General features: G+C 69.4%; 20 protein-coding genes. 2 read left to right on the top strand and 18 right to left on the bottom strand.

Annotation, left to right across the window (positions count from 1 at the left end; genetic code table 11):
• Positions 1-136 precede the first annotated feature (136 nt).
• The 11 genes from AB0N90_RS22310 to AB0N90_RS22260 all read right to left on the bottom strand — a co-directional run bounded on the left by AB0N90_RS22310 (position 137) and on the right by AB0N90_RS22260 (position 11,798).
• Positions 137-2,989 (bottom strand): DEAD/DEAH box helicase, encoded by a 2,853-nt coding sequence (locus AB0N90_RS22310; RefSeq protein WP_365199181.1) that lies wholly within the window; start codon positions 2,987-2,989, stop codon positions 137-139.
• A gap of 85 nt (positions 2,990-3,074) precedes the next feature.
• The gene (gene tatC, locus AB0N90_RS22305) at positions 3,075-4,016 is read right to left on the bottom strand and encodes a twin-arginine translocase subunit TatC (RefSeq protein WP_361680269.1); all 942 of its coding nucleotides are present in this window, start codon (positions 4,014-4,016) and stop codon (positions 3,075-3,077) included.
• A gap of 47 nt (positions 4,017-4,063) precedes the next feature.
• Positions 4,064-4,351, bottom strand: coding sequence for a Sec-independent protein translocase subunit TatA (gene tatA, locus AB0N90_RS22300; RefSeq protein WP_086810885.1), 288 nt, complete (start codon positions 4,349-4,351; stop codon positions 4,064-4,066).
• Positions 4,352-4,584: 233 nt separating this feature from the next.
• Positions 4,585-4,779, bottom strand: coding sequence for a hypothetical protein (locus AB0N90_RS22295; RefSeq protein ID WP_085562433.1), 195 nt, complete (start codon positions 4,777-4,779; stop codon positions 4,585-4,587).
• A gap of 64 nt (positions 4,780-4,843) precedes the next feature.
• Positions 4,844-5,146: a hypothetical protein gene (locus AB0N90_RS22290; protein WP_172427345.1), complete on the bottom strand. Its 303-nt coding sequence runs from the start codon at positions 5,144-5,146 to the stop codon at positions 4,844-4,846.
• 232 nt (positions 5,147-5,378) lie between these two features.
• A complete protein-coding gene (locus tag AB0N90_RS22285) occupies positions 5,379-6,398 on the bottom strand; it encodes a WYL domain-containing protein (RefSeq protein WP_365199176.1) in 1,020 nt (339 codons plus the stop codon).
• Positions 6,399-6,412: 14 nt separating this feature from the next.
• Positions 6,413-7,414: a WYL domain-containing protein gene (locus AB0N90_RS22280; protein WP_365199173.1), complete on the bottom strand. Its 1,002-nt coding sequence runs from the start codon at positions 7,412-7,414 to the stop codon at positions 6,413-6,415.
• Between the two features lie 148 nt (positions 7,415-7,562).
• Positions 7,563-7,934, bottom strand: a complete 372-nt coding sequence (locus AB0N90_RS22275) for an FKBP-type peptidyl-prolyl cis-trans isomerase (RefSeq protein WP_361680281.1) — start codon at positions 7,932-7,934, stop codon at positions 7,563-7,565.
• An 82-nt stretch (positions 7,935-8,016) separates the two neighbouring features.
• Entirely contained in the window at positions 8,017-9,018 is a 1,002-nt protein-coding gene (locus tag AB0N90_RS22270; RefSeq protein WP_365199169.1) for an FKBP-type peptidyl-prolyl cis-trans isomerase, read from the bottom strand.
• A gap of 149 nt (positions 9,019-9,167) precedes the next feature.
• A complete protein-coding gene (pafA, locus tag AB0N90_RS22265; RefSeq protein WP_361680288.1) occupies positions 9,168-10,529 on the bottom strand; it encodes a Pup--protein ligase in 1,362 nt (453 codons plus the stop codon).
• A 9-nt stretch (positions 10,530-10,538) separates the two neighbouring features.
• Positions 10,539-11,798, bottom strand: a complete 1,260-nt coding sequence (locus tag AB0N90_RS22260) for an MFS transporter (protein ID WP_365199166.1) — start codon at positions 11,796-11,798, stop codon at positions 10,539-10,541.
• Positions 11,799-11,920: 122 nt separating this feature from the next.
• Here AB0N90_RS22260 and AB0N90_RS22255 point away from each other — a divergent pair, with 122 nt between their 5' ends.
• Positions 11,921-12,943, top strand: coding sequence for a LacI family DNA-binding transcriptional regulator (locus AB0N90_RS22255; protein WP_361680294.1), 1,023 nt, complete (start codon positions 11,921-11,923; stop codon positions 12,941-12,943).
• Positions 12,944-13,000: 57 nt separating this feature from the next.
• Here the strand turns inward: AB0N90_RS22255 and prcA are convergent, their stop codons facing one another.
• The 6 genes from prcA to arc form a co-directional block, all read right to left on the bottom strand.
• Positions 13,001-13,750: a proteasome subunit alpha gene (gene prcA, locus AB0N90_RS22250; protein ID WP_361680297.1), complete on the bottom strand. Its 750-nt coding sequence runs from the start codon at positions 13,748-13,750 to the stop codon at positions 13,001-13,003.
• 60 nt (positions 13,751-13,810) lie between these two features.
• Positions 13,811-14,656 (bottom strand): proteasome subunit beta, encoded by an 846-nt coding sequence (gene prcB / locus AB0N90_RS22245; RefSeq protein ID WP_361680300.1) that lies wholly within the window; start codon positions 14,654-14,656, stop codon positions 13,811-13,813.
• Positions 14,608-15,207: an endonuclease VII domain-containing protein gene (locus tag AB0N90_RS22240; protein ID WP_365199162.1), complete on the bottom strand. Its 600-nt coding sequence runs from the start codon at positions 15,205-15,207 to the stop codon at positions 14,608-14,610. Before AB0N90_RS22240 ends, prcB begins: the two co-directional genes overlap by 49 nt.
• Positions 15,208-15,239: 32 nt before the next feature.
• Positions 15,240-15,458 (bottom strand): ubiquitin-like protein Pup, encoded by a 219-nt coding sequence (locus AB0N90_RS22235; protein ID WP_037651273.1) that lies wholly within the window; start codon positions 15,456-15,458, stop codon positions 15,240-15,242.
• A gap of 172 nt (positions 15,459-15,630) precedes the next feature.
• Complete coding sequence (gene dop, locus AB0N90_RS22230) at positions 15,631-17,142, bottom strand: depupylase/deamidase Dop (RefSeq protein WP_365199159.1); 1,512 nt, start codon at positions 17,140-17,142, stop codon at positions 15,631-15,633.
• Positions 17,143-17,374: 232 nt separating this feature from the next.
• Positions 17,375-19,141: a proteasome ATPase gene (gene arc, locus AB0N90_RS22225; protein ID WP_085562424.1), complete on the bottom strand. Its 1,767-nt coding sequence runs from the start codon at positions 19,139-19,141 to the stop codon at positions 17,375-17,377.
• Between the two features lie 519 nt (positions 19,142-19,660).
• On the opposite strand from arc, the gene AB0N90_RS22220 reads away from it, so the two are divergent.
• Complete coding sequence (locus tag AB0N90_RS22220; RefSeq protein ID WP_037651279.1) at positions 19,661-19,963, top strand: ferredoxin; 303 nt, start codon at positions 19,661-19,663, stop codon at positions 19,961-19,963.
• 26 nt (positions 19,964-19,989) lie between these two features.
• Here AB0N90_RS22220 and AB0N90_RS22215 read toward each other — a convergent pair whose 3' ends face one another.
• Positions 19,990-20,574: a hypothetical protein gene (locus AB0N90_RS22215; RefSeq protein ID WP_365199155.1), complete on the bottom strand. Its 585-nt coding sequence runs from the start codon at positions 20,572-20,574 to the stop codon at positions 19,990-19,992.
• Positions 20,575-20,852 lie beyond the last annotated feature (278 nt).

Genomic DNA, 20,852 nt, shown 5'->3' with positions numbered 1-20,852 from the left:
AATCCCCCCGGCACCAGGAGTACGCTCGGCTCCATTTGCACGCTGAGCTTCTGTTCGAACACGTTCGGTCAGTGCGTACGGGCATACGAAAACCGGCCCACCCCGAAGGATGAGCCGGTCGTCGCCGAGATGCCGGTCAGCCCACCGACGAGTAGGCCACCACGCCCCGCAGCAGCTGGTCGACGGCCTTGCGCGCGGCCTTGGCCACGGTCGAGTCCTCGCGGGGCGCCGCCGCGGAGATCTGCCCCAGCACATCGATCACCTGCTTGCACCAGCGCACGAAGTCGCCCGCGGGCATCTCCGCCTCGCGCAGCACTTCGTCCAGGCCCTTGCCCGACGCCCACATATAGGCGGCCCAGGCGAAACCGAGATCGGGCTCGCGCTGGCCCACGCCCTCGGTCTGGCTGATCCGGAAGTCCTCCTCCAGACCGTCCAGCCGGCCCCAGATCCGCACCATCTCCCCCAGCGCGGCCTTCGCCTTGCCGGAGGGCACCTTGGGCGCCATGGCGTCGTCGCTGAGCCGTGCCTCGTACACCAACGCCGAGACGCAGGCGGCGAGTTCGGCGGGCGCGAGGCCCTCCCAGACGCCCTCGCGCAGGCATTCGCTGGCCAGCAGGTCCAGTTCGCCGTAGAGCCGGGCGAGCCGCCGCCCGTGCTCGGTGACCTCATTGCCCCGCAGATAGTCCAGCTCGGTCAGCAGGGCGACGATCCGGTCGAAGGTCCGCGCGATGGTGTTCGTACGGCCCTCGATCCGGCGCTCCAGCTGCGAGGTGTCGCGCAGCAGCCGGTGGTAGCGCTCGGCCCAGCGGGCGTGGTCCTCCCGGTCGTCGCAGCCATGGCAGGGGTGCGCGCGCAGGGCGGTGCGCAGCCGGGCGATCTCCCGGTCGTCGGCGGCCTGGGAGCGCTTCTTGCGGGCCCGCTCGGGCGGGATGTGCCCGGCCTTGGAGCGCAGCGCGGACGCCAGGTCCCGGCGGGACTGCGGAGAGCGCGGGTTGAACGTCTTCGGGATCCGCATCCGGTCCAGCGGCTCCACCGGCACCGGGAAGTCCATCGACGCCAGCCGCTTGACCTGCCGCTCGGCCGTCAGCACCAGCGGGCGCGGGCCGTCCTGGTGGTCGAAGCCGCGATGTCCGTTCGAACGGCCGGCGGGCAGACCCGGGTCCAGCACCAGGGCGAGCCCCGCGTACTTGCCGGTGGGCACATGGATGACATCGCCCGGCCTGAGCTTCTCCAGCGACGTGGCCGCCTCGGCCCGCCGCTGATGGGCGCCCTGCCGGGCCAGCTCCGTCTCCCGGTCCTTCAGCTCGCGCCGCAGCCGCGCGTACTCCTCGAAGTCGCCGAGATGGCAGGTCATGGAGGCCTGGTAACCGGCCAGACCCTCCTCGTTGCGCTGCACCTGCCGGGAGATCCCGACCACCGAACGGTCCGCCTGGAACTGCGCGAACGACGTCTCCAGCAGCTCGCGCGAGCGGTGCCGCCCGAACTGCTCGACCAGATTGACCGCCATGTTGTACGACGGCCGGAAGCTGGAGCGCAGCGGATACGTACGGGTGCCCGCGAGACCGGCCAGGTGCTCGGGGCTCATGGCGCGCTGCCAGAGCACCACCGCATGGCCCTCGACATCGATGCCGCGCCGGCCCGCACGGCCCGTCAGCTGGGTGTACTCGCCCGGCGTGATGTCGGCGTGCTGCTCGCCGTTCCACTTGACGAGCTTCTCCAGCACCACCGAGCGGGCGGGCATGTTGATGCCGAGCGCGAGGGTCTCGGTCGCGAACACGGCCTTGACCAGGCCGCGCACGAACAGTTCCTCCACGACCTCCTTGAAGGTCGGCAGCATGCCCGCATGGTGGGCGGCGATGCCCCGCTCCAGGCCCTCCAGCCACTCGTAGTACCCGAGGACGTGCAGATCCTCCGGGACGATATGGGCGGTGCGCTCCTCGACCAGGGCCCGGACCTGCTCCCGCGCCTCCTCGTCGTTCAGCCGAAGCCCCGCGTACAGGCACTGCTGTACGGCGGCCTCGCAGCCGGCGCGGCTGAAGATGAAGGTGATGGCCGGCAGCAGGCCCTCGGCGTCCAGGCGCTCGATGACCTCGGGCCGGCCCGGCGTCCACACCCGTGACCGCTGCCGGCGCTCCCGCTCCCGGTCGGCCTCCCGCATCGACCGTCCCCGGCGGCGGTCCTGGTACGACGGCCGGGTCGCCTCCATGCGCGCGAGGCGCACCAGGTCGGGGTTGACGGCCTTCTTGTGGCCCTCGCCCTCCTCGAACAGGTCGTACATCCGCCGCCCGGCCAGCACATGCTGGAACAGCGGCACGGGCCGGTGCTCGGAGACGATCACCTCGGTGTCGCCGCGGACGGTGTCCAGCCAGTCGCCGAACTCCTCCGCGTTCGACACGGTCGCCGACAGCGAGACCAGGGTCACGGAGGCGGGCAGATGGATGATCACCTCCTCCCACACGGCGCCGCGGAAGCGGTCGGAGAGGTAGTGCACCTCGTCCATGACCACATGGCCGAGGCCCAGCAGGGTCTGGGAGCCCGCGTACAGCATGTTCCGAAGCACCTCGGTGGTCATCACGACCACCGGCGCCTCGGAGTTCACGCTGTTGTCGCCGGTGAGCAGGCCGACCTTGTCGGCGCCGTAGCGGCGGCACAGGTCGGCGTACTTCTGGTTCGACAGCGCCTTGATGGGTGTCGTGTAGAAGCACTTCTTGCCCTGGAGCAGGGCGAGGTGGACGGCGAACTCGCCCACGATCGTCTTGCCCGAGCCGGTGGGGGCGGCGACCAGCACGCCCTTGCCGGCTTCGAGTGCCTGGCAGGCCTCGATCTGGAAGGGGTCGAGGCCGAAGTCGTACATCTCGCGGAAGGACGCGAGCGCGGTGGCCTGCTCGGCTGCCCTCTTGCGGGACGCAGCGTACCGCTCGGCCGGTGAGAGATCCTCTGTCATCGTGCTTTCGAGCGTACCGGGCCCCACCGACAACCGGACGATCATTATCCCGAACGTGCGCTGAGCAGAGAAACGCCCCCGGCCCGGGAGAACCCGGGCCGGGGGCGGTACGCCTCGTCCACTATGTGGGTCAGGTCACATCGTCGTAGCCGTTGACGTGGTCCTTGCCCGGCAGCTCGGGGGCGGAGCTCGCGCTCACGGACTCCACCTCGCCGACCGCCTCGGGCGTGAGGTCCAGCTCCGAGGCCTCGTCGTCCGACAGTCCGTCGTCCGCGCGGCGGGCCCGGCGCCGGTCGTTGACCAGCGAGAAGGCCACCGCGATGAAGAACAGCGCCCAGATCGGCGCCGCCAGCGCCAGCATCGACATCGGGTCCGCGCCGGGCGTGGCCACCGCCGCGAAGGCGGCGATACCGACGACCATGGCACGCCACCAGCCGAGCATGCGCTTCCCCGACAGGATGCCCGTCAGGTTGAGCATGACCAGCAGCAGCGGCATCTCGAAGGCGAGACCGAAGACCACCACCATGCGCGTGACCAGGTCGAGCAGCTTGTCCAGCGACAGCAGGTTCTCCACCCCGGACGGGGTGAGGTCGATCATCACCTTCGCCGTGATGGGCAGCACGTGGTACGCGAGGAAGCCGCCGCTGAGGAACAGCGGCACGCCGAAGCCGACGAACGCGTACGCGTACTTCTTCTCGTGGCGGTGCAGACCGGGCGCGACGAACGCCCACAGCTGGTAGAGCCAGACCGGGGAGGCCAGCACCACACCGGCGGTCAGCGACGCCTTCAGGGCCAGCGTGAACGGGCCCAGCAGGTCACCGATCGTGATGTGCGCGCAGTGGGTGTCCTTGCTGGCCTGCGACAGCTCACCGAAGGACTGGTGGCAACCCACCGAACGCAGCAGCGGCGCGGTGATGATGTCGATGATGTCCTTGTAGAAGAAGGCGGAGACGATCGTGACGACGACGATCGCCAGGACACCCTTGGTGAGCCGGTTGCGCAGCTCACGCAAGTGATCCCCGAGCGGCATGCGCCCCTCGGGGTCCCTCTCCGTGCGGGCGGACTTGGGCAACCCACATCCTCATCTCGTGCAGCGGACCGGGACCCCCGGTCCTCGCGTCAGCGCTGGGTGGAGTCGGTCGGCTCGTTGACCGGGCGGGAGCTGGTCACATCGCCGGGCGCGGCCTGGATCGTGCGCTGCGCGGGAGCCGGCTCCTCGGCGGACTGGGCCGCGGTGGCGTTCTGCTTGCCGCCGTCGTCCTTCATCGCCTTGGCCTCGCTCTTCAGAATGCGAGCGGACTTGCCGAGGGAACGAGCCATGTCCGGGAGCTTCTTGGAACCGAACACGAGGACGATGACCAGCACCAGAAGCACCAGGTGCCACGGCTCAAGTGCGTTGCGGAACATAAGTCTTCACCTTCTCACTGAGGCGGGGCGACGGCTTGTCCGACTGATCGGACAGGTGTCCGACCATCGTGCCGGCAGCGATCGTATCGCCCGGGGGTGAACGTGGGACACACCCCGTGCGTACTCCAGCTCTGCGGACCGCGCCTCGATCTCCGGGCCGCGACCAGCAGCGTACCTGGCCGAAGCGCCAGGGTGACAGGGCGAAGTGACCCAAAGCGCATCACAAGACGACATCACAGGGCGTCCACCGCCCGGACCGCGCTCACCGCCGACCGTTCCAGGTCCTCGGCCGCCCGGTTGATGCGCTGCGCTGAGTCCGCGACCTGTCGCCCCAGGCGCCGCGCCTCCACGAACACCCGGACGGCGAGGACTCCCAGGACGGCGAGGCCCAGGAACCCCATGGCTACCGCGAACATCGGCCAGAACATGACGCCGAGCCTAGACCGTCCGGCGGCCCGCCCCGCACCCGGCCGCACCCAGGGCGGCGGCCGGCTACACCGCCGAGTGGAGCCGCAGGGTCCGCACCCCGCCGTCCGTGAGCAGTTCCACGATGCGCTCCCCGGCCGGCTTGCGGACCGCTGCGCCGCAGTCGGGGCAGGTGAAGGAGTAGAACGTGGTCCGGTCGCTGGCGCCGATGGCCAGGCGCAGCTCGCTCGCGGACAGCTCGAAGCGGCCCCGGCAGTCCGGGCAGCCGGCCCGGAACACCACGGGGGCCACGCCCCGCATCCCCGCGAACGCGGTCGCCACCGTCATCCCGCTCGCCTCGGACACCTCGGACACCGCGGACTCGTTCACAGCCGTCACTCCTCTTCCGCCGGTCGAACCACTGGCCGAACAGCCGGTCGACCCACCGATCGAACCGCCGCCCAGCCCGCCGATCGAACCGCCGCCCGGCCCACCGGCCGAGCCGTCGACCGGCCCATCAGCCGGCCCAGGAGCCGATCCGCCGGGCGCCCGCCTGCCGACCGCCCCGGCCGCGCACAGCGGACAGGCCCTAAGGAGCGGACGGGACCCGCCGCCCGGCGGCTCATCCGCGCGCCCCGGCGGCTTCCGGCGCCGGTCCGTGCGGGACGTCGTACGCCGCCAGCGCCTCCGCGGCCGCACGGCGGGCGCTGTCCGCCAGCTCGGGCGGGGAGACGATCCGGCCGTCCCGGCCCAGGCGCAGCGCCAGGCGGCGCAGGGAGGCCGGCTCGGGAGTGCGCAGGGTGATGCGCAGCCCGCCGTCGGAGAGCTCCTCGGCGCTGTCGTGCGGGTAGTACTCGGCGACCCAGCGGCCACCGGGCCCGACCTCGACGACCACCTCGGGGTCCTCCGCGGCCGGCTGGACCAGCGCCTCGGACAGATCGCGCAGCTCCACCTCGGGCGGCGCGGACGGCTCGTCCAGGATGCGGATCTCGGCGACCCGGTCGAGCCGGAACGTGCGCCGGGCCTCGGAGCGGCGGCACCACGCCTCGACATAGGTGTGACCGACGCTGACCAGGCGGATCGGGTCGATCTCCCGCTCGGTGACCTCGTCGCGGGCCGGAGAGTAGTAGCGGATCCACAGCCGGCGCCGCTCGGAGATGGCGCGGTCCACGTCCGCGAAGACACCGCCCTCCGATTCGAAGGTCACCGACAGCCGGGAACTGGCGCCCGCGGCCTCCCCGGCCGCGGTCTCCACCTTGGCGGTGGCCCGCAGCAGCGCCTGCCGGTCGCCCTCGCGCAGCCCCGGCAGGGTGGCGACGGCACGGGCGGCCACCAGCAACGCGGTGGCCTCGTCGGCGGCCAGCCGCAGCGGCTCCGCGGCCTCCTCACCGAGCGCGGCCGGGTTGTGCCACCAGATGCGCTCGCCGTCGGTGTCGATGTCCAGCAGATCGCCGCCACGGAAACTGGTCCCGCACATCGGCAGCAGATCGAGATCGGCGACCAGCTCGTCCTCGGTGATCCCGAAGGCGCGGGCCACATCCGCGATCCGGGCGCCGGGCCGCTCCCGCAGATACGTCACCAGGGAGAGCATCCGCCGGGTCTGGTCGATGGCGCTGACGGCCCTGGCCGGTTTGCCTGCCACAGTCCTGCTCCCCCTCAGCCCTTGGCCACGGCGCGCAGCCGGTCCACCACATCGGCCCGCAGCTCGGCCGGCTCCACGACCACCACATCGGGCCCGAACTCCACCAGCCAGGCATCCAGACCATGGCCGTACGGAATCTCCAACTCGTCCCAGCCGTCCCCGAGTTCCCGCACCTTCGCGGCCTTCGCCCGCAGCGGGTACCCGGCGCCGGACCGCAGCCGGATCAGCGCCGAACGATCCGCCGTCTCACCGGCCCAGCCCGCCACCGTCTCCCGCACGGTCACCACATCGGGCACCGGCGCGGTGAAGCCCGTACCGCGCGAGCGGACCTTGCCGGTGATCCGGGACAGCCGGAAGACACGCTCCGCGCCCCGGCCCCGGTCGAAGCCGGCCAGATACCAGTGGCCGCGCCAGCACTCCAGCGCCCACGGCTCGACATGCCGGGGCTCGGGGTGGGCGGCGGAGGCCTTGCGGTAGTCGAACAGGACCGGGCGGCGGTCGCGGCAGGCCAGCATCAGCGGCTCGAAGGCGGCCTCGTGCACCGGAATGCGCGGCTCCAGCGCGGCATGCCCCTCGTACGGGTCGACCTCCTCGGGCAGCCCGGCGGCGCGCAGCTTCTGCAGGGCGCCACTGGCGGCACCGGCGAGCCGGGCCTGCTGCCAGACCTTGGCGGCCAGGCCCAGGGCGGCGGCCTCCTCGGCATCCAGGGTGATGGGCGGCAGCCGGTTGCTGTCACGGCGGGCGAGATAGCCGACCTCGCCGTCGAGGTTCTCGACGGTCTCGATCACCAGACCCAGCTCGCGCAGATCGTCCTTGTCCCGCTCGAACATCCGGTTGAAGGAGTCGTCGCTGCCGGCGGCACCCTTTTCGGACCGCGCGGCCACACCCCTGTCCGGCCTCGCGGCCTCGACGTATGCCTCGATCGAGTCGCGCAGCTCGCGCTTGCTCAGCGGCCGCCGTGCGCCGAGCAGACACAGCGCGAGGTTCATCAGCCGCTCGGCCTTGGCAATGGCCATCGACGCCCTTCGCCTTCTGTTTTGTGCTTCCGACCGTCGACCGTACCGCTCCCGGGCGCGGGGACAAAAGCCGAGGGCCCATGCCCGGACAGGCATGGGCCCCAGACGGTCGGATCCGGTCGGAAACGGCCGATGGCTCGGGTACGGCTCAGACCGCGAGCAGGTCCACCACGAAGATCAGCGTCTCGCCCGGCTTGATCGCCGGGGTCGGGCTCTGGTCACCGTAGGCGAGGTGGGCCGGAATGGTCAGCCGACGACGGCCGCCGACCTTCATGCCCTGCACACCGCGGTCCCAGCCCGCGATGACGCGGCCGCCACCCAGCGGGAAGCGGAACGGGGTGCCACGGTTCCAGCTGGCGTCGAACTCCTCACCGGTGCTGAAGGCGACACCGACGTAGTGCACGGTCACATTCTGACCCGCCTGCGCGACCGGCCCGTCACCCTCCCAGATGTCCTTGATCTCAAGGTCCTTCGGGGCCTCGCCCTCGGGGAAGTCGATCTCGGGCTTCTCGATGTTCACGTCAAAAGCTCCTGCGTAGGTACGACACGAAACACGGACAGTCTTTCATCCCCGCACCCCCACCGCCCTACACGGACACCCCCTACATCGCGGCCAGGATGTCCACCGTGAACACCAGCGTCGCCCCCTTGCCGACCGGGCTGCCGCTCGGCGGAGTGTCGCCGTACCCCAGCTGCGGCGGCACCACCACCAGCACCCGGCTGCCCACCTTCTTGCCGACCAGCCCCTGCGCCAGACCCTTGACCGTCTCCTGCATCTGCGACAGCGAGAACTGGCTCAACCGCCCCGAACCGTACGTCCGCTGGAACGTCTTGCCGCCCTCCCACACCAGCCCCTGGAACTGGCACAGCACCGTCTGATCCGCCTTCAGCTCCGGACCATCACCCTCCAGCACATACGTGGACACCAGCTTGTCCGGCGCGTCCGTGTGCGGGACCTTCACCACCGGAACCGTGCCATTGGTGACCGTGGCGACCTTCGGCAGCGCCGGATCGTTCTGCGGAACGACCCTGCCACGCGCCGAACTCTTCGAGTTGAACGAATCGATCACATCGACGACGAACACCAGCGTGTCCGTCCCCTTGATCCCCGCCTGCGGATTGCCCGCCTTGCCATAACCCCAGGTCGGCGGCACCGCGATCTCCACCCGGCTGCCCGTCTTCTTCCCGACCAGACCGTACCGCCAGCCGTCGATCAGACTGCCCTGCGCCAACTGCATCACCAGCGGCGCATGCCGGTCGTACGAATTGTCGAACACCTTGCCGGTGTCCCAGATCTGACCCAGGTAGTTCGCCTGGACGAAGTCGTTCTCCGCGACCGTACGACCCGTACCCGGGATCGCCGTACGCACCGCCAGATTCTTCGACGGCGCACCCGAGCCCTTCGCCACCGTCGGCTTCTCACCGAACCGCGTCCCCGCCGTGATCGCCGGCAGCGGACCGTCCACGATCTTGGGCGGCGGCGCACTCGGCGCCGAGGGCGACGGAGACGCACCGGCCTGACTCGAACCGGACTTGCCGCCACACCCGGCGAGCGTGACCAGTCCAGCGGGAACGGTGGCGAGAAGAAGCGAACGTCGGCGCACGGAAGAGCCTCGTAATCGGTCGGTCTTGCGGATGGCGTGCGCGCAACTCTACGACCGACACGGGCGCCGCACACGAAACGCACGACGCGCGTGTGGCATTGCGGCACACCACCACCGCAACGCCACACCCACCACAACCAGCCCGATCGCTACATTCCGGCGATCAGCTTCTCCACCCGGTCGTCCACCGAACGGAACGGGTCCTTGCACAACACGGTGCGCTGCGCCTGGTCATTGAGCTTCAGATGCACCCAGTCCACCGTGAAGTCCCTGCGCTGCTCCTGCGCCCGCCGGATGAAGTCACCACGCAGCCGCGCCCGAGTCGTCTGCGGCGGAACCGACTTGCCCTCGAAGATCCGCACGTCATCGCAGATCCGCGCCGCCTGACCCTTCTTCTCCAGCAGGTAGTACAACCCGCGCCGACGGTGGATGTCGTGATACGCGAGGTCTATCTGCGCGACCCGCGGATGCGACATCGTCATATTGTGCTTGGCCCGGTACCGCTCGATGAGCTTGTACTTCATCACCCAGTCGATCTCGGTCTCGATCCGGTCCAGCTCCTCCGACTCGATCGCGTCCAGCGTGCGGCCCCACAGCTCCAGGACCCGCTCGACCGTGCCCGTACGGATCCCGCGGCGGTCGCAGAAGTCCACCGCCTTGTCGAAGTACTCGCGCTGCACCTCCAGCGCCGACGCCTCCCGGCCACTGGCCAGACGCACCTTGCGCCGCCCCGTGATGTCATGACTGACCTCACGGATCGCCCGGATCGGGTTCTCCAGGGTCAGATCCCGCATCACCGTGCCCGCCTCGATCATCCGCAGCACCAGGTCGGTCGCCCCGACCTTCAGCAGCATCGTCGTCTCCGACATGTTCGAGTCGCCCACGATGACATGCAGCCGGCGGTAGCGCTCCGCGTCCGCGTGCGGCTCGTCACGGGTGTTGATGATCGGCCTGGAACGCGTCGTCGCCGACGACACGCCCTCCCAGATGTGCTCGGCACGCTGACTCACGCAGTACACGGCACCCCGCGGAGTCTGCAGCACCTTGCCCGCGCCGCACAGCAACTGCCGTGTGACCAGGAACGGGATCAGAATGTCCGCGAGCCGGGAGAACTCGCCGTGCCGCGCCACCAGATAGTTCTCATGGCAGCCGTACGAGTTACCCGCCGAATCGGTGTTGTTCTTGAACAGGTAGACGTCGCCCGCGATTCCCTCCTCGTGCAGGCGTCGTTCCGCGTCCACCAGGAGTCCTTCGAGAATGCGCTCGCCGGCCTTGTCGTGGGTGACCAGTTCGATCACATTGTCACACTCGGGTGTCGCGTATTCCGGATGTGAGCCCACGTCGAGATACAGCCGGGCGCCGTTCCGCAGAAAGACATTGCTACTGCGGCCCCATGACACGACACGGCGGAAGAGGTACCGCGCCACCTCGTCAGGCGACAGGCGGCGCTGTCCCCTGAACGTGCACGTGACGCCGTACTCGTTCTCCAGCCCGAAAATGCGGCGGTCCATGAGGGAACATTACGCCCGATCCGTTGAGCTGAAACGGGGTTCGACAGCACGATTTGGATCATTTTCCGATGAAGCCGCAACCACCGCCCCCCGCACAGGAGCTGCGAGGACCCGCCCCGTCGCCAGCAACACCAGCAACGACACCGCCCCCGCCGCACCCGGCACCGCGAATCCCCACACCGTGCCACCGGCCTGGACCACCGGCCCCGCAAGGCCCGTACCCACCGACGCACCCACCGTGAACGTCGTCACCAGCCACGAGAACGCCTCCGTGACCGTGCCCCGCGGCGCATGCCGGTCCACCAGGATGAACGCACACGCGATGCACGGCGCCAGGAACACCCCCGACACCACCGACAGCAACACCATCGCCACCGCACCCGGCATCAGCATCAACGGCAGATAACACACCGCCAAAAGCGCCACCAGCACCCGCAGTCGCCGCTCCGGCACCCCCGCCCACTGCCGCGCCCCGTACACCGAACCACCCGCCAGGGCACCCAGCCCGAGACCCGCCATCAACCAGCCGTACACCGCGTCCCCACCATGACCGTCCGCGTACGACACCGACGCCACCGTGATCGAACCCAGCGCCATCCCCACGAACAGGAACGCCCCCAGCAGCACCAGCAGCCCCGGCGAACGCAACGCCCCCAGCCAGTGCGCCTCCCGCGGCGCCGAGCGCCACGCCCGAGACGGCGCCGACACCACCACCGACAGCGCGCCCAGCACCCCCAGCACATTCAGCACCAGCAGCGCCGCCCGCGCGTCCCACACCGCCGCGCACACCGTCACCAGCAGCGGCCCCACCGTGAACATGACCTCCTGCGCCACCGCGTCCATCGCATACGCCGAGTGCACCTGCTCCTCACCCCGCAGCACCGACGGCCACAGCGCCCGCAGCCCGCCCTCCAGCGGCGGCGCGCACAGCCCCGAGGCCGCCACCGCCGCATACGCCAGCGGCAGCGGATCGGTGCCCACGAACGCGAACACCGTCATCGACAGCGCCGCCAGCACCGCCGCGGGCAACTGCACCCGCGGCTGCCCGTACAGATCCACCAGCCGGCCCAGCACCGGCTGCCCCACCGCGTTCGCGACGCCGTACACCGCCGCCAGCGCGCCCGCCAGGCTGTACGTACCGCCCGACGCCCGCACGAACAGCACCAGGGCGATCGCCGCCGTCGCATTGGGCAACCGGCCCACCAACGTGCCCGTCAGCAGCCGCAGCGCATGCCGCGCCCGGAGTATCTCCAGATAACCCGTGGCCATCTCGCGGCGCCTCCCGTGGCTCGCACCGGGCGCCTCGACGCCCCAAGTGTTACGTATAACTTCCGCTCTCATACGTACCATGTGCGCTGTTCAGGCGTCCAGGCGAAGGAGCAGGCCCACCCGTGGCACGCAGCAGCACGCGACCCACCAGCCGCGACGTGGCCCACGCGGCCGGCGTCTCCCAGGCCGCCGTCTCCCTCGTCCTCGGCGACAAATGGCGCGGCCGCGTCTCCGAGGCCACCGCCGAACGCGTCCGCGAGGCCGCCCGCGCCCTCGACTACCGGCCCAACCTCGCCGCCCGCAACCTCCGCCTCGGCCGCACCCGCACCGTCCTGCTCGTCGTCCCCGCCCTCACCACCGAGTTCTTCGCCGGCGTCTACACCGGCGCCGCCCGCGTCGCCGCCCAGCACGGCTTCGGCGTCGTCCTCTACCCCTCCCCCGAAGGCATCGGCCCGGCCCGCGACCCCTTCGCCTCCGCCCAGGCCGCCCTCGACGGCGTCCTCGCCTCCTCCATGGCCGCCGACGCCCTCACCGCCATCCGCGGCGACCGCCTCCCCCTCGTCATGCTCGACAGCGACCCCACCGCAAGCCCCGGCGCCGCCACCGTCAACCTCGACATCGCCGACGGCATCCGCCAGGTCGCCGACCACCTCCTCGGCCTCGGCCACCGCCGCATCCTGCACCTCGCCGCCGACGTACCCTCCTGGACCTTCGAGGCCCGCGCCCGCGAACTCACCACCCGCCTCGCCACCACCCCCGGCACCGAACTGAGCACCGCCCGCGCACCCATCTCCATCGAAGGCGCCCGCACCGCCACCGAAGCCGCCCTCACCACCCCCGGACCCCGCCCCACCGCCATCGTCTGCGACGACGACAAACTCGCCGCCGGCGCCTACAAGGCCGCCCGCCGCCTCGGCCTGCGCATCCCCGACGACCTCTCCGTCACCGGCCTCGACGACCTCGCCCTCGCCACCGCCCTCGACCCCGAACTCACCACCGTCCACCTCGACGCCGAACTCTTCGGCGAACGCGGCATGCACGCCCTCCTCGCCGTCCTGGAAGGCCAGGAACCCCACGGCGGCGACATCCCCGTCCACCTCGTCGTACGCGGCTCCACCGCGCCCCCACGGGCCCCCCAGGACTGAACGCGAAGTGCCCCGGCCGAGACGGCCGGGGCACTTCAGGACCAGGAAGGCGGCGCACTACTCCGCGTCGTCGGACTCCTCCGAGCCGTCCGCGACCGCGGCCGCGCCGTCCGCCTCCAGCAGCCGCGCCAGCTGCCGGCCCACGATCCGCTTGAACTTCCGCTTCTGCGGACGCGTACGGTCCAGCACCGCGACCTCGAGACGCTCCGCCGGAATCTCCCGCTCGCCGCCGTTCGTGTCCCGCGACAGCGCCTGCACCGCCAGCTTCAGCGCCTCGGCCAGACTCATCCCGTCCCGGTGCCGCTGGTCCAGGAAGTTGCTGATCTGCTCCGCATTGCCACCCACCGCGACCGAACCGTGCTCGTCCACGATGGAACCGTCATGCGGCAGCCGGTAGATCTGGTCGCCCTCCGGGGTCTCCCCCACCTCGGCCACCACCAGCTCCACCTCGTACGGCTTCTCGGCCGCCGAGGAGAAGATGGTGCCCAGCGTCTGGGCGTACACATTGGCCAGACCGCGGGCCGTCACATCGTCCCGGTCATAGGTGTAACCACGCAGATCGGCGTAACGGACACCACCGATGCGCAGATTCTCGTACTCGTTGTACTTACCGGCCGCCGCGAAGCCGATCCGGTCGTAGATCTCGCTGAACTTGTGCAGCGCGCGGGACGGGTTCTCACCGACGAACACGATGCCGTCGGCGTACTGCATGACCACCAGGCTGCGGCCACGAGCGATGCCCTTGCGGGCGTACTCCGCCCGGTCGGCCATCGCCTGCTGAGGTGAGACATAGAACGGCGTCGACACCGGTTATCCGTCCCTTTCTGTCATGGTCACTGTGATCACCTTGTCAAGAACCGGGCGCGCTCAGAGCAGCGCGGCCTTGGGACCGTCCGGCTCCTCCAGGCGCCGCTGGAGCACCGAACGGGAGATCTCGGAGGCCTCTTCCCCGGTGAGCCGGCGGAAACCGTCCTCGGTGATCACGGTGATGATCGGGTAGATCCGGCGGGCGACATCGGGACCACCGGTCGCCGAGTCGTCGTCAGCCGCGTCATAGAGGGCCTGCACCACCAGCGTGGTGGCCTGCTCCTCCGTCAGGTCGTCACGGAACAGCTTCTTCATCGCGCCCCGGGCGAAGACCGAGCCGGAACCCGTCGCCGCGAAGTGGTGCTCCTCGGAACGGCCGCCCGTCACGTCGTACGAGAAGATCCGGCCCTTGACCCGGTCCACGTCGTACCCGGCGAACAGGGGCACCACGGCCAGGCCCTGCATGGCCATGCCGAGGTTGGAACGGATCATCGTCGACAGCCGGTTGGCCTTGCCCTCCAGGGACAGCTGGGCACCCTCGACCTTCTCGAAGTGCTCCAGCTCCAGCTGGAAGAGCTTCACCATCTCCACGGCGAGACCGGCGGTGCCGGCGATGCCGACCGCGGAGTACTCGTCCGCCGGGAACACCTTCTCGATGTCCCGCTGCGCGATCACATTGCCCATGGTCGCCCTGCGGTCACCGGCGAGCACCACGCCACCGGGGAAGGTCACCGCCACGATGGTGGTGCCGTGCGGAGCCTCGATCACCCCCTGCGTCGGGGGCAGCTGCCGGTTCCCGGGGAGCATCTCCGGCTGGTGCCCGGCGAGGAAGTCCATGAAGGAGGAGGACCCGGGCGTCAGGAAGGCAGCTGGTAGACGCCCGGTGCCACGAGTATTGGCTTCCACGAGTTTCCTTCCAGATAGGCGGCGGCCCGGCGTACGGCGTCGGGATCGTCTCCCAACTTGCCGATGGCCGAATTGCAGTTGAAGCACAGTACGCCACGGACCCTACCCGTCTTGTGACAGTGATCCACATGCGCGGCCGGAGCCCTCAAACAGATCACGCACAAGCCCCGCTGGGAGGCGACCATCGCGTCACGCTCGGCTTCGGTGAGGCCGTACTGACGCCTCAGATGATCCGCGCGCCCCTTCACCGCCCGACAGGCCTTGCAGCTCGTCGAGAGACCGTCGGACGCGCTTGCGTTGCGATGCCACTCAGTGTGCGGCTTGATTTCTTCGCAGCTACGACAGAACTTGTGCCCTTCAGGCGCCACCACCCGAGGACGGACGTTCTTCCCCTTGGCCAGCTGGCGGGCCTGATGGTACTCAGAAGCGCATTCTCGGCAGTAGCACTGAAGCCCGTCCTGCAGCGCCTTGTTCCGCGCGAACGCTGCCCGCGGCCGGTACTGCTCGCACCGCGGGCAACGCTTCACGCCATTTTCGCTTTCCAACCCCATCCCCCGAAGACCCTTCGATTCAAAGGTGAAACCTACTCTCCACCCTTCTGAACGAAGGAGCGCACGAAGTCCTCGGCATTCTCCTCGAGCACATCATCGATTTCGTCCAGGACGGAGTCCACGTCGTCCGACAGCTTCTCCTGTCGTTCCTTGAGGTCCTCGGAGGACTGGGCGTCCTGCGCCTGCTCCTCGACCTCTTCGGTGGACCGTGTGGCCTTCTGCTGGCCGCCGCCGGTGTCCTTGGTTGCCATAACCCTCACCCCGCTCAGTTAGCCTGCCGATCGGTGATGATCAGACCCTACAAGCCGGGTCCGACATCGGCCCCGCAGTTGGTGCAACGTACGGGGGCCATCTCGATGATTCCCGGGCGGCGGGATTTCCACCCGCCGTCACGGACCGCACCGAGTACCCCCCTGGCCCCGCTCACCCGCCCGAAAGCACCCTGACCAGGTCTTCCGCGGTACGGCAGCGGTCCAGCAGCTCCTTGACGTGATTTCGCGTTCCGCGTAGCGGTTCCAGGGTTGGAACGCGCTGGAGGGAGTCCCGCCCGGGGAGATCGAAGATGACCGAGTCCCAGCTGGCCGCGGCGACGTCGTCGGCGTACTGCTCCAGGCAGCGGCCGCGGAAGTACGCCCGGGTGTCCTCCGGCGGCTTGGTGCGCGCCCGCTCGACCTCGGACTCGTCCAGCAGGCGCTTCATCCGGCCGCGGGCCACCAGGCGGTTGTACAGGCCCTTCTCGGCCCGTACGTCGGCGTACTGGAGGTCGACCAGGTGGAGCCGGGCGGCGTCCCAGTCGAGGCCGTCGCGGTTGCGGTAGCCCTCCATGAGTTCGCGCTTGGCGACCCAGTCCAGTTCGCCGGCGAGGCTCATGGGGTCGTTCTCCAGCCGGGTGAGAGTGTCCTCCCAGCGGCTGAGGATGTCCTTGGTCTGGTCGTCGGCGTCGGCTCCGTGGCGTTCCTCGACGTATTTGCGGGCCAGCTCGTAGTACTCCATCTGGAGCTGTACGGCGGTGAGCGTGCGGCCGCTGCGGAGGGTGACCAGGCGCTTGAGGCCGGGGTCGTGGGAGACCTGGTGGAGGGTGCGGACCGGCTGGTCCACGGCCAGGTCGACCGCGATGAAGCCGTCCTCGATCATGGCGAGGACGAGGGAGGTGGTGCCGAGTTTGAGGTAGGTGGAGATCTCCGAGAGGTTGGCGTCGCCGATGATCACATGCAGGCGGCGGTACTTCTCGGCGTCCGCGTGCGGTTCGTCGCGGGTGTTGATGATGGGGCGCTTGAGGGTGGTCTCCAGGCCGACCTCGACCTCGAAGTAGTCGGCGCGCTGGCTGAGCTGGAAGCCGTGTTCGTGGCCGTCCTGGCCGATCCCGACGCGGCCGGCGCCGGCGAAGACCTGGCGGGAGACGAAGAAGGGCGTCAGATGGCGCACGATGTCCGAGAACGGGGTCTCGCGCCGCATGAGGTAGTTCTCGTGGGTGCCGTAGGAGGCGCCCTTGTTGTCGGTGTTGTTCTTGTAGAGGTGGATGGGCTGGGCGCCGGGGAGCTGGGCGGCTCGTTCGGCGGCCTCGGCCATGATGCGTTCGCCGGCCTTGTCCCACAGGACGGCGTCGCGGGGGTTGGTGACCTCGGGGGCGCTGTATTCGGGGTGGGCGTGGTCGACGTAGAGCCGCGCGCCGTTGGTGAGGATCACGTTGGCGAGGCCGATGTCCTCGTCGGTGAGCTGGCTGGAGTCGGCGGTCTCCCGGGCGAGGTCGAAGCCTCGCGCGTCGCGCAGCGGGTTCTCCTCCTCGAAGTCCCAGCGGGCCCGGCGGGCCCGGTGCATCGCCGCCGCGTAGGCGTTGACGATCTGGGACGAGGTGAGCATGGCATTGGCGTTGGGATGGCCGGGTACGGAGATGCCGTACTCCGTCTCGATGCCCATTACTCGCCGTACGGTCATGCGGCCCTCCTTGCCCGGCGGCGCCCTCGGTGATGGGTGCCGCTCACGTACCGCTGGCGCTCCGGTGCGTGTGCGGTGCCCGTGCCCGCACTGCGCGACTCGGCGGTAGGAAAGAGCCTAGAACGCCTTTGCGCTGGTGGGGAGATCATTTGCGTCATTGCCTGCTCCGGTCGTGGCCAGAAAAACAGTCGGCTGCGGGTACCCGTCGTGGGCACCCGCAGCCGCCCCGCTTTTACAGGTACTGACCGGTGTTGGCCACCGTGTCGATGGAGCGTCCGGTGTCCGCGCCCTGCTTTCCGGTGATGAGGGTGCGGATGTAGACGATCCGTTCGCCCTTCTTTCCGGAGATGCGGGCCCAGTCGTCGGGATTGGTGGTGTTGGGCAGGTCTTCGTTCTCCTTGAACTCGTCCACGCAGGCTTGGAGGAGATGGGAGACGCGGAGGCCCTTCTGGGTCTTTTCGAGGAAGTCCTTGATCGCCATTTTCTTGGCGCGGCCGACGATGTTCTCGATCATGGCGCCGGAGTTGAAGTCCTTGAAGTAGAGGACTTCCTTGTCTCCGTTGGCATAGGTGACTTCCAGGAAGCGGTTTTCCTCGGATTCGGCGTACATCTGCTCGACCGCGGTCTGGATCATGGCTTGGACCGTGGCGTTCTTGTCGCCGCTGTGCTCGCCGAGGTCGTCCGTGTGGAGCGGGAGTCGCTCGGTGAGGTACTTGCCGAAGATGTCCTTGGCGGCCTCGGCGTCGGGACGCTCGATCTTGATCTTCACGTCGAGGCGGCCGGGGCGCAGGATGGCGGGGTCGATCATGTCCTCGCGGTTGGACGCGCCGATGACGACCACGTTCTGGAGGCCTTCGACGCCGTCGATCTCGGCGAGGAGCTGGGGGACGATGGTGTTCTCGACGTCGGAGCTGACGCCGGAGCCGCGGGTGCGGAAGAGGGATTCCATCTCGTCGAAGAAGACGATGACGGGGGTTCCTTCGCTGGCCTTCTCGCGGGCTCGCTGGAAGACGAGGCGGATCTGGCGTTCGGTTTCGCCGACGTACTTGTTGAGGAGCTCGGGGCCCTTGATGTTGAGGAAGAAGCTCTTGCCGGAGGCTTGGCCGGTGACTTCGGCGACCTTCTTGGCGAGGGAGTTGGCGACGGCCTTGGCGATGAGTGTCTTGCCGCAGCCGGGGGGGCCGTAGAGCAGGACGCCCTTGGGCGGGCGCAGCTCGTGCTCCTTGAAGAGGTCGGGGTAGAGGTAGGGAAGTTCGACGGCGTCGCGGATGGCTTCGATCTGGTTGCCGAGGCCGCCGATGGCTTCGTAGCCGATGTCGGGGACTTCTTCGAGGACGAGTTCCTCGACCTCGCTCTTGGGGACGACTTCGTAGACGTATCCGGAGCGGGGTTCGAGCAGCAGGGCGTCGCCGGGTCGGATGGTGACGTCGAGGAGGGGTTCGGCGAGGCGGACCACTCGTTCTTCGTCGGTGTGTCCGAGGACGAGGGCGCGTTCGCCGTCCTCGAGGATCTCCTTGAGGGTGACGATGTCGCCGACGCGCTCGTAGGCCATGGCCTCGACCACGTTGAGCGCTTCGTTGAGCATGACTTCCTGGCCGCGCCGCATGTCGTCGAGGTCGACGCTGGGGCTGACGTTCACGCGGAGTTTGCGGCCGCCGGTGAAGATGTCGGCGGTGCCGTCCTCGTTGGCTTGCAGGAAGACTCCGAAGCCGGCCGGCGGCTGGGCGAGCCGGTCGACTTCTTCCTTGAGGGCCACGATCTGGTCGCGGGCCTCGCGGAGGGTGTTGGCCAGTCGTTCGTTCTGGGCGGACACGCCGGCCAGGTTTGTCTGCAGCTCGACGATCCGCTCTTCGAGAATCCTCGTGTGTCGCGGAGAGTCGGCGAGCTTGCGTCGCAGGACGGCGATCTCCTGCTCAAGGTAGGCGATCTGCCCGGCCGGGTCGTCGGACCCGCGTCCCGGGCGGATGCCGCGGTTCATGTCGTCGTCGTGGGCTGCCACGGTCCTCACCTCCTCCAAGGGGAGCTGGACGCTTCCAGACCCTACCTGGGTGGGTGTCGATTGAAACCCCTAGATCACAATGACTGTCAAGGTGTGTCGTCGGTCACCCGGTGCGCACTCCCTCGCACGGAGGGGATACCCACTCAACGTGATGGGGAAGCGGCTTGTTCCTTGGTTGGCGTGGTCGAATCCCTTCGGGAGTGGCCGGAGTTGTCGGCTCCGGGCCGGGTGGGCGGGTTCTTGGGCAGGCCGGGGGCCGCTCGTACGGTCATCACGTAGAGCGACGGTGTGGTCTGGCGGTGTCATGGTGGGCGTGGCTGGAAGTGTGTGTCCGGGGGGTGGGGCGTCCTGTTGCTGGTCGAGCGCTCGTACCCGAGCCGGTGGGGGTGGAAACCCGTTGGTGGGCGGAGGTGGCCGGTTCCGGGCGCGGGGGTAGGGTCGGGCGTGTTCGACTGCCGCTGGTGTGGTCCCGGTCGGTGTGTGCTGTGCCGGGGGTGCGGCGTACCGATGTCAGGAGAGGTGACCGTGCAGCAGGAGGCTCCGGCCGGTGAGGCGCTGGAGGTGTGGATCGACCAGGACCTGTGTACCGGCGATGGGATCTGTGTCCAGTACGCCCCGGAGGTGTTCGAGCTGGACATCGACGGTCTGGCCTATGTGAAGGGCGCGGACGACGAGCTGCTCCAGGAGGCGGGGGCGGTGACGCCGGTGCCGTTGCCGTTGCTCACGGATGTGGTGGATTCGGCCAGGGAGTGTCCTGGTGAGTGCATCCATGTGCGCAGGGTTTTGGACAGGGTGGAGGTTTATGGTCCGGACGCGGATTGAGCCGCGTTTTCCGGATGTGGCGTCGTTCAGACGCTGTGGGCCCCGGCCGGGGTGGTGCGCAGGAAGGCTTTGCCGTTCCAGTGCCATGCGGCCGGGGTTTTCGTGTCCGGGCAGCAGCGCGGTACGGCGTCGGAGGAGTAGCCGAGCAGGGTGGCGCTGACGGTGCCGGTGTGCAGGGCCAAGTCGGTGACGGTGAGCCGGTCCTTGGGGTCGACGAGGGTGGCGACGACGCGGGGGGTGTGGCCGTCGGCGGCGCGGGTGAGGACGTAGACGCCGTCGGGCGGGGTGCCCATGGCGCTGTCGCAGTGGACGACGGCGGCGGTTTCGGGCCGGCCGTCGCCGTCGAGGTCGCCGGTGGCTTTTTTGACGACGATGGCTTTCTCGGGTCCGCAGTCGAGCGGGAAGGTGACGCCGGTGGTGGCGGGGGGTGCGGCGGCGGTGCTGGGCGCGGGGGCCGCTTGGGTGCCCTTGGCGGGCTGGGCGGCGGTGGCCGGTCCGGGATGGACCAGGGAGGAGAGCGCCACGACGCCGGCCACGGCGGTGGCTGTGGCGAGCCAGTGGATGGGGCGGGTGTGGGTGTGAGCGAGCTCCGGAACGGCGGATTGCTGCACGAGGAAGTGTCTCCTGTGAGGGCTGTGCCGGGGGGTGTGGCCTGCATGGTGCCACACGTCACAGGGCGTGGGAACGGCGGGGTCGGGATTCCCGGTGGTGGTGGGCCCGCGAGGGGGTGCCGGTGTTCCGGGAGTCTGGTGCCGTGTCAACGAGTGGGCGCCGTGCCCGAGTTCCCCGGTCGGTCGGGGGCAGGGGGGGACGCGGGCCGGCGTATTGGGGGGGGGGGGGGGGGGCAGGGGGCCGGGGCGCCGGCGGGGGGGGGGCCCCGGCGTGCGGA

It is taken from the genome of Streptomyces sp. NPDC093018, assembly GCF_040684035.1.
GTDB classification, from domain to species: Bacteria; Actinomycetota; Actinomycetes; order Streptomycetales; family Streptomycetaceae; genus Streptomyces; species Streptomyces murinus.
This window is presented reverse-complemented; position numbering and strand designations above follow the sequence as displayed.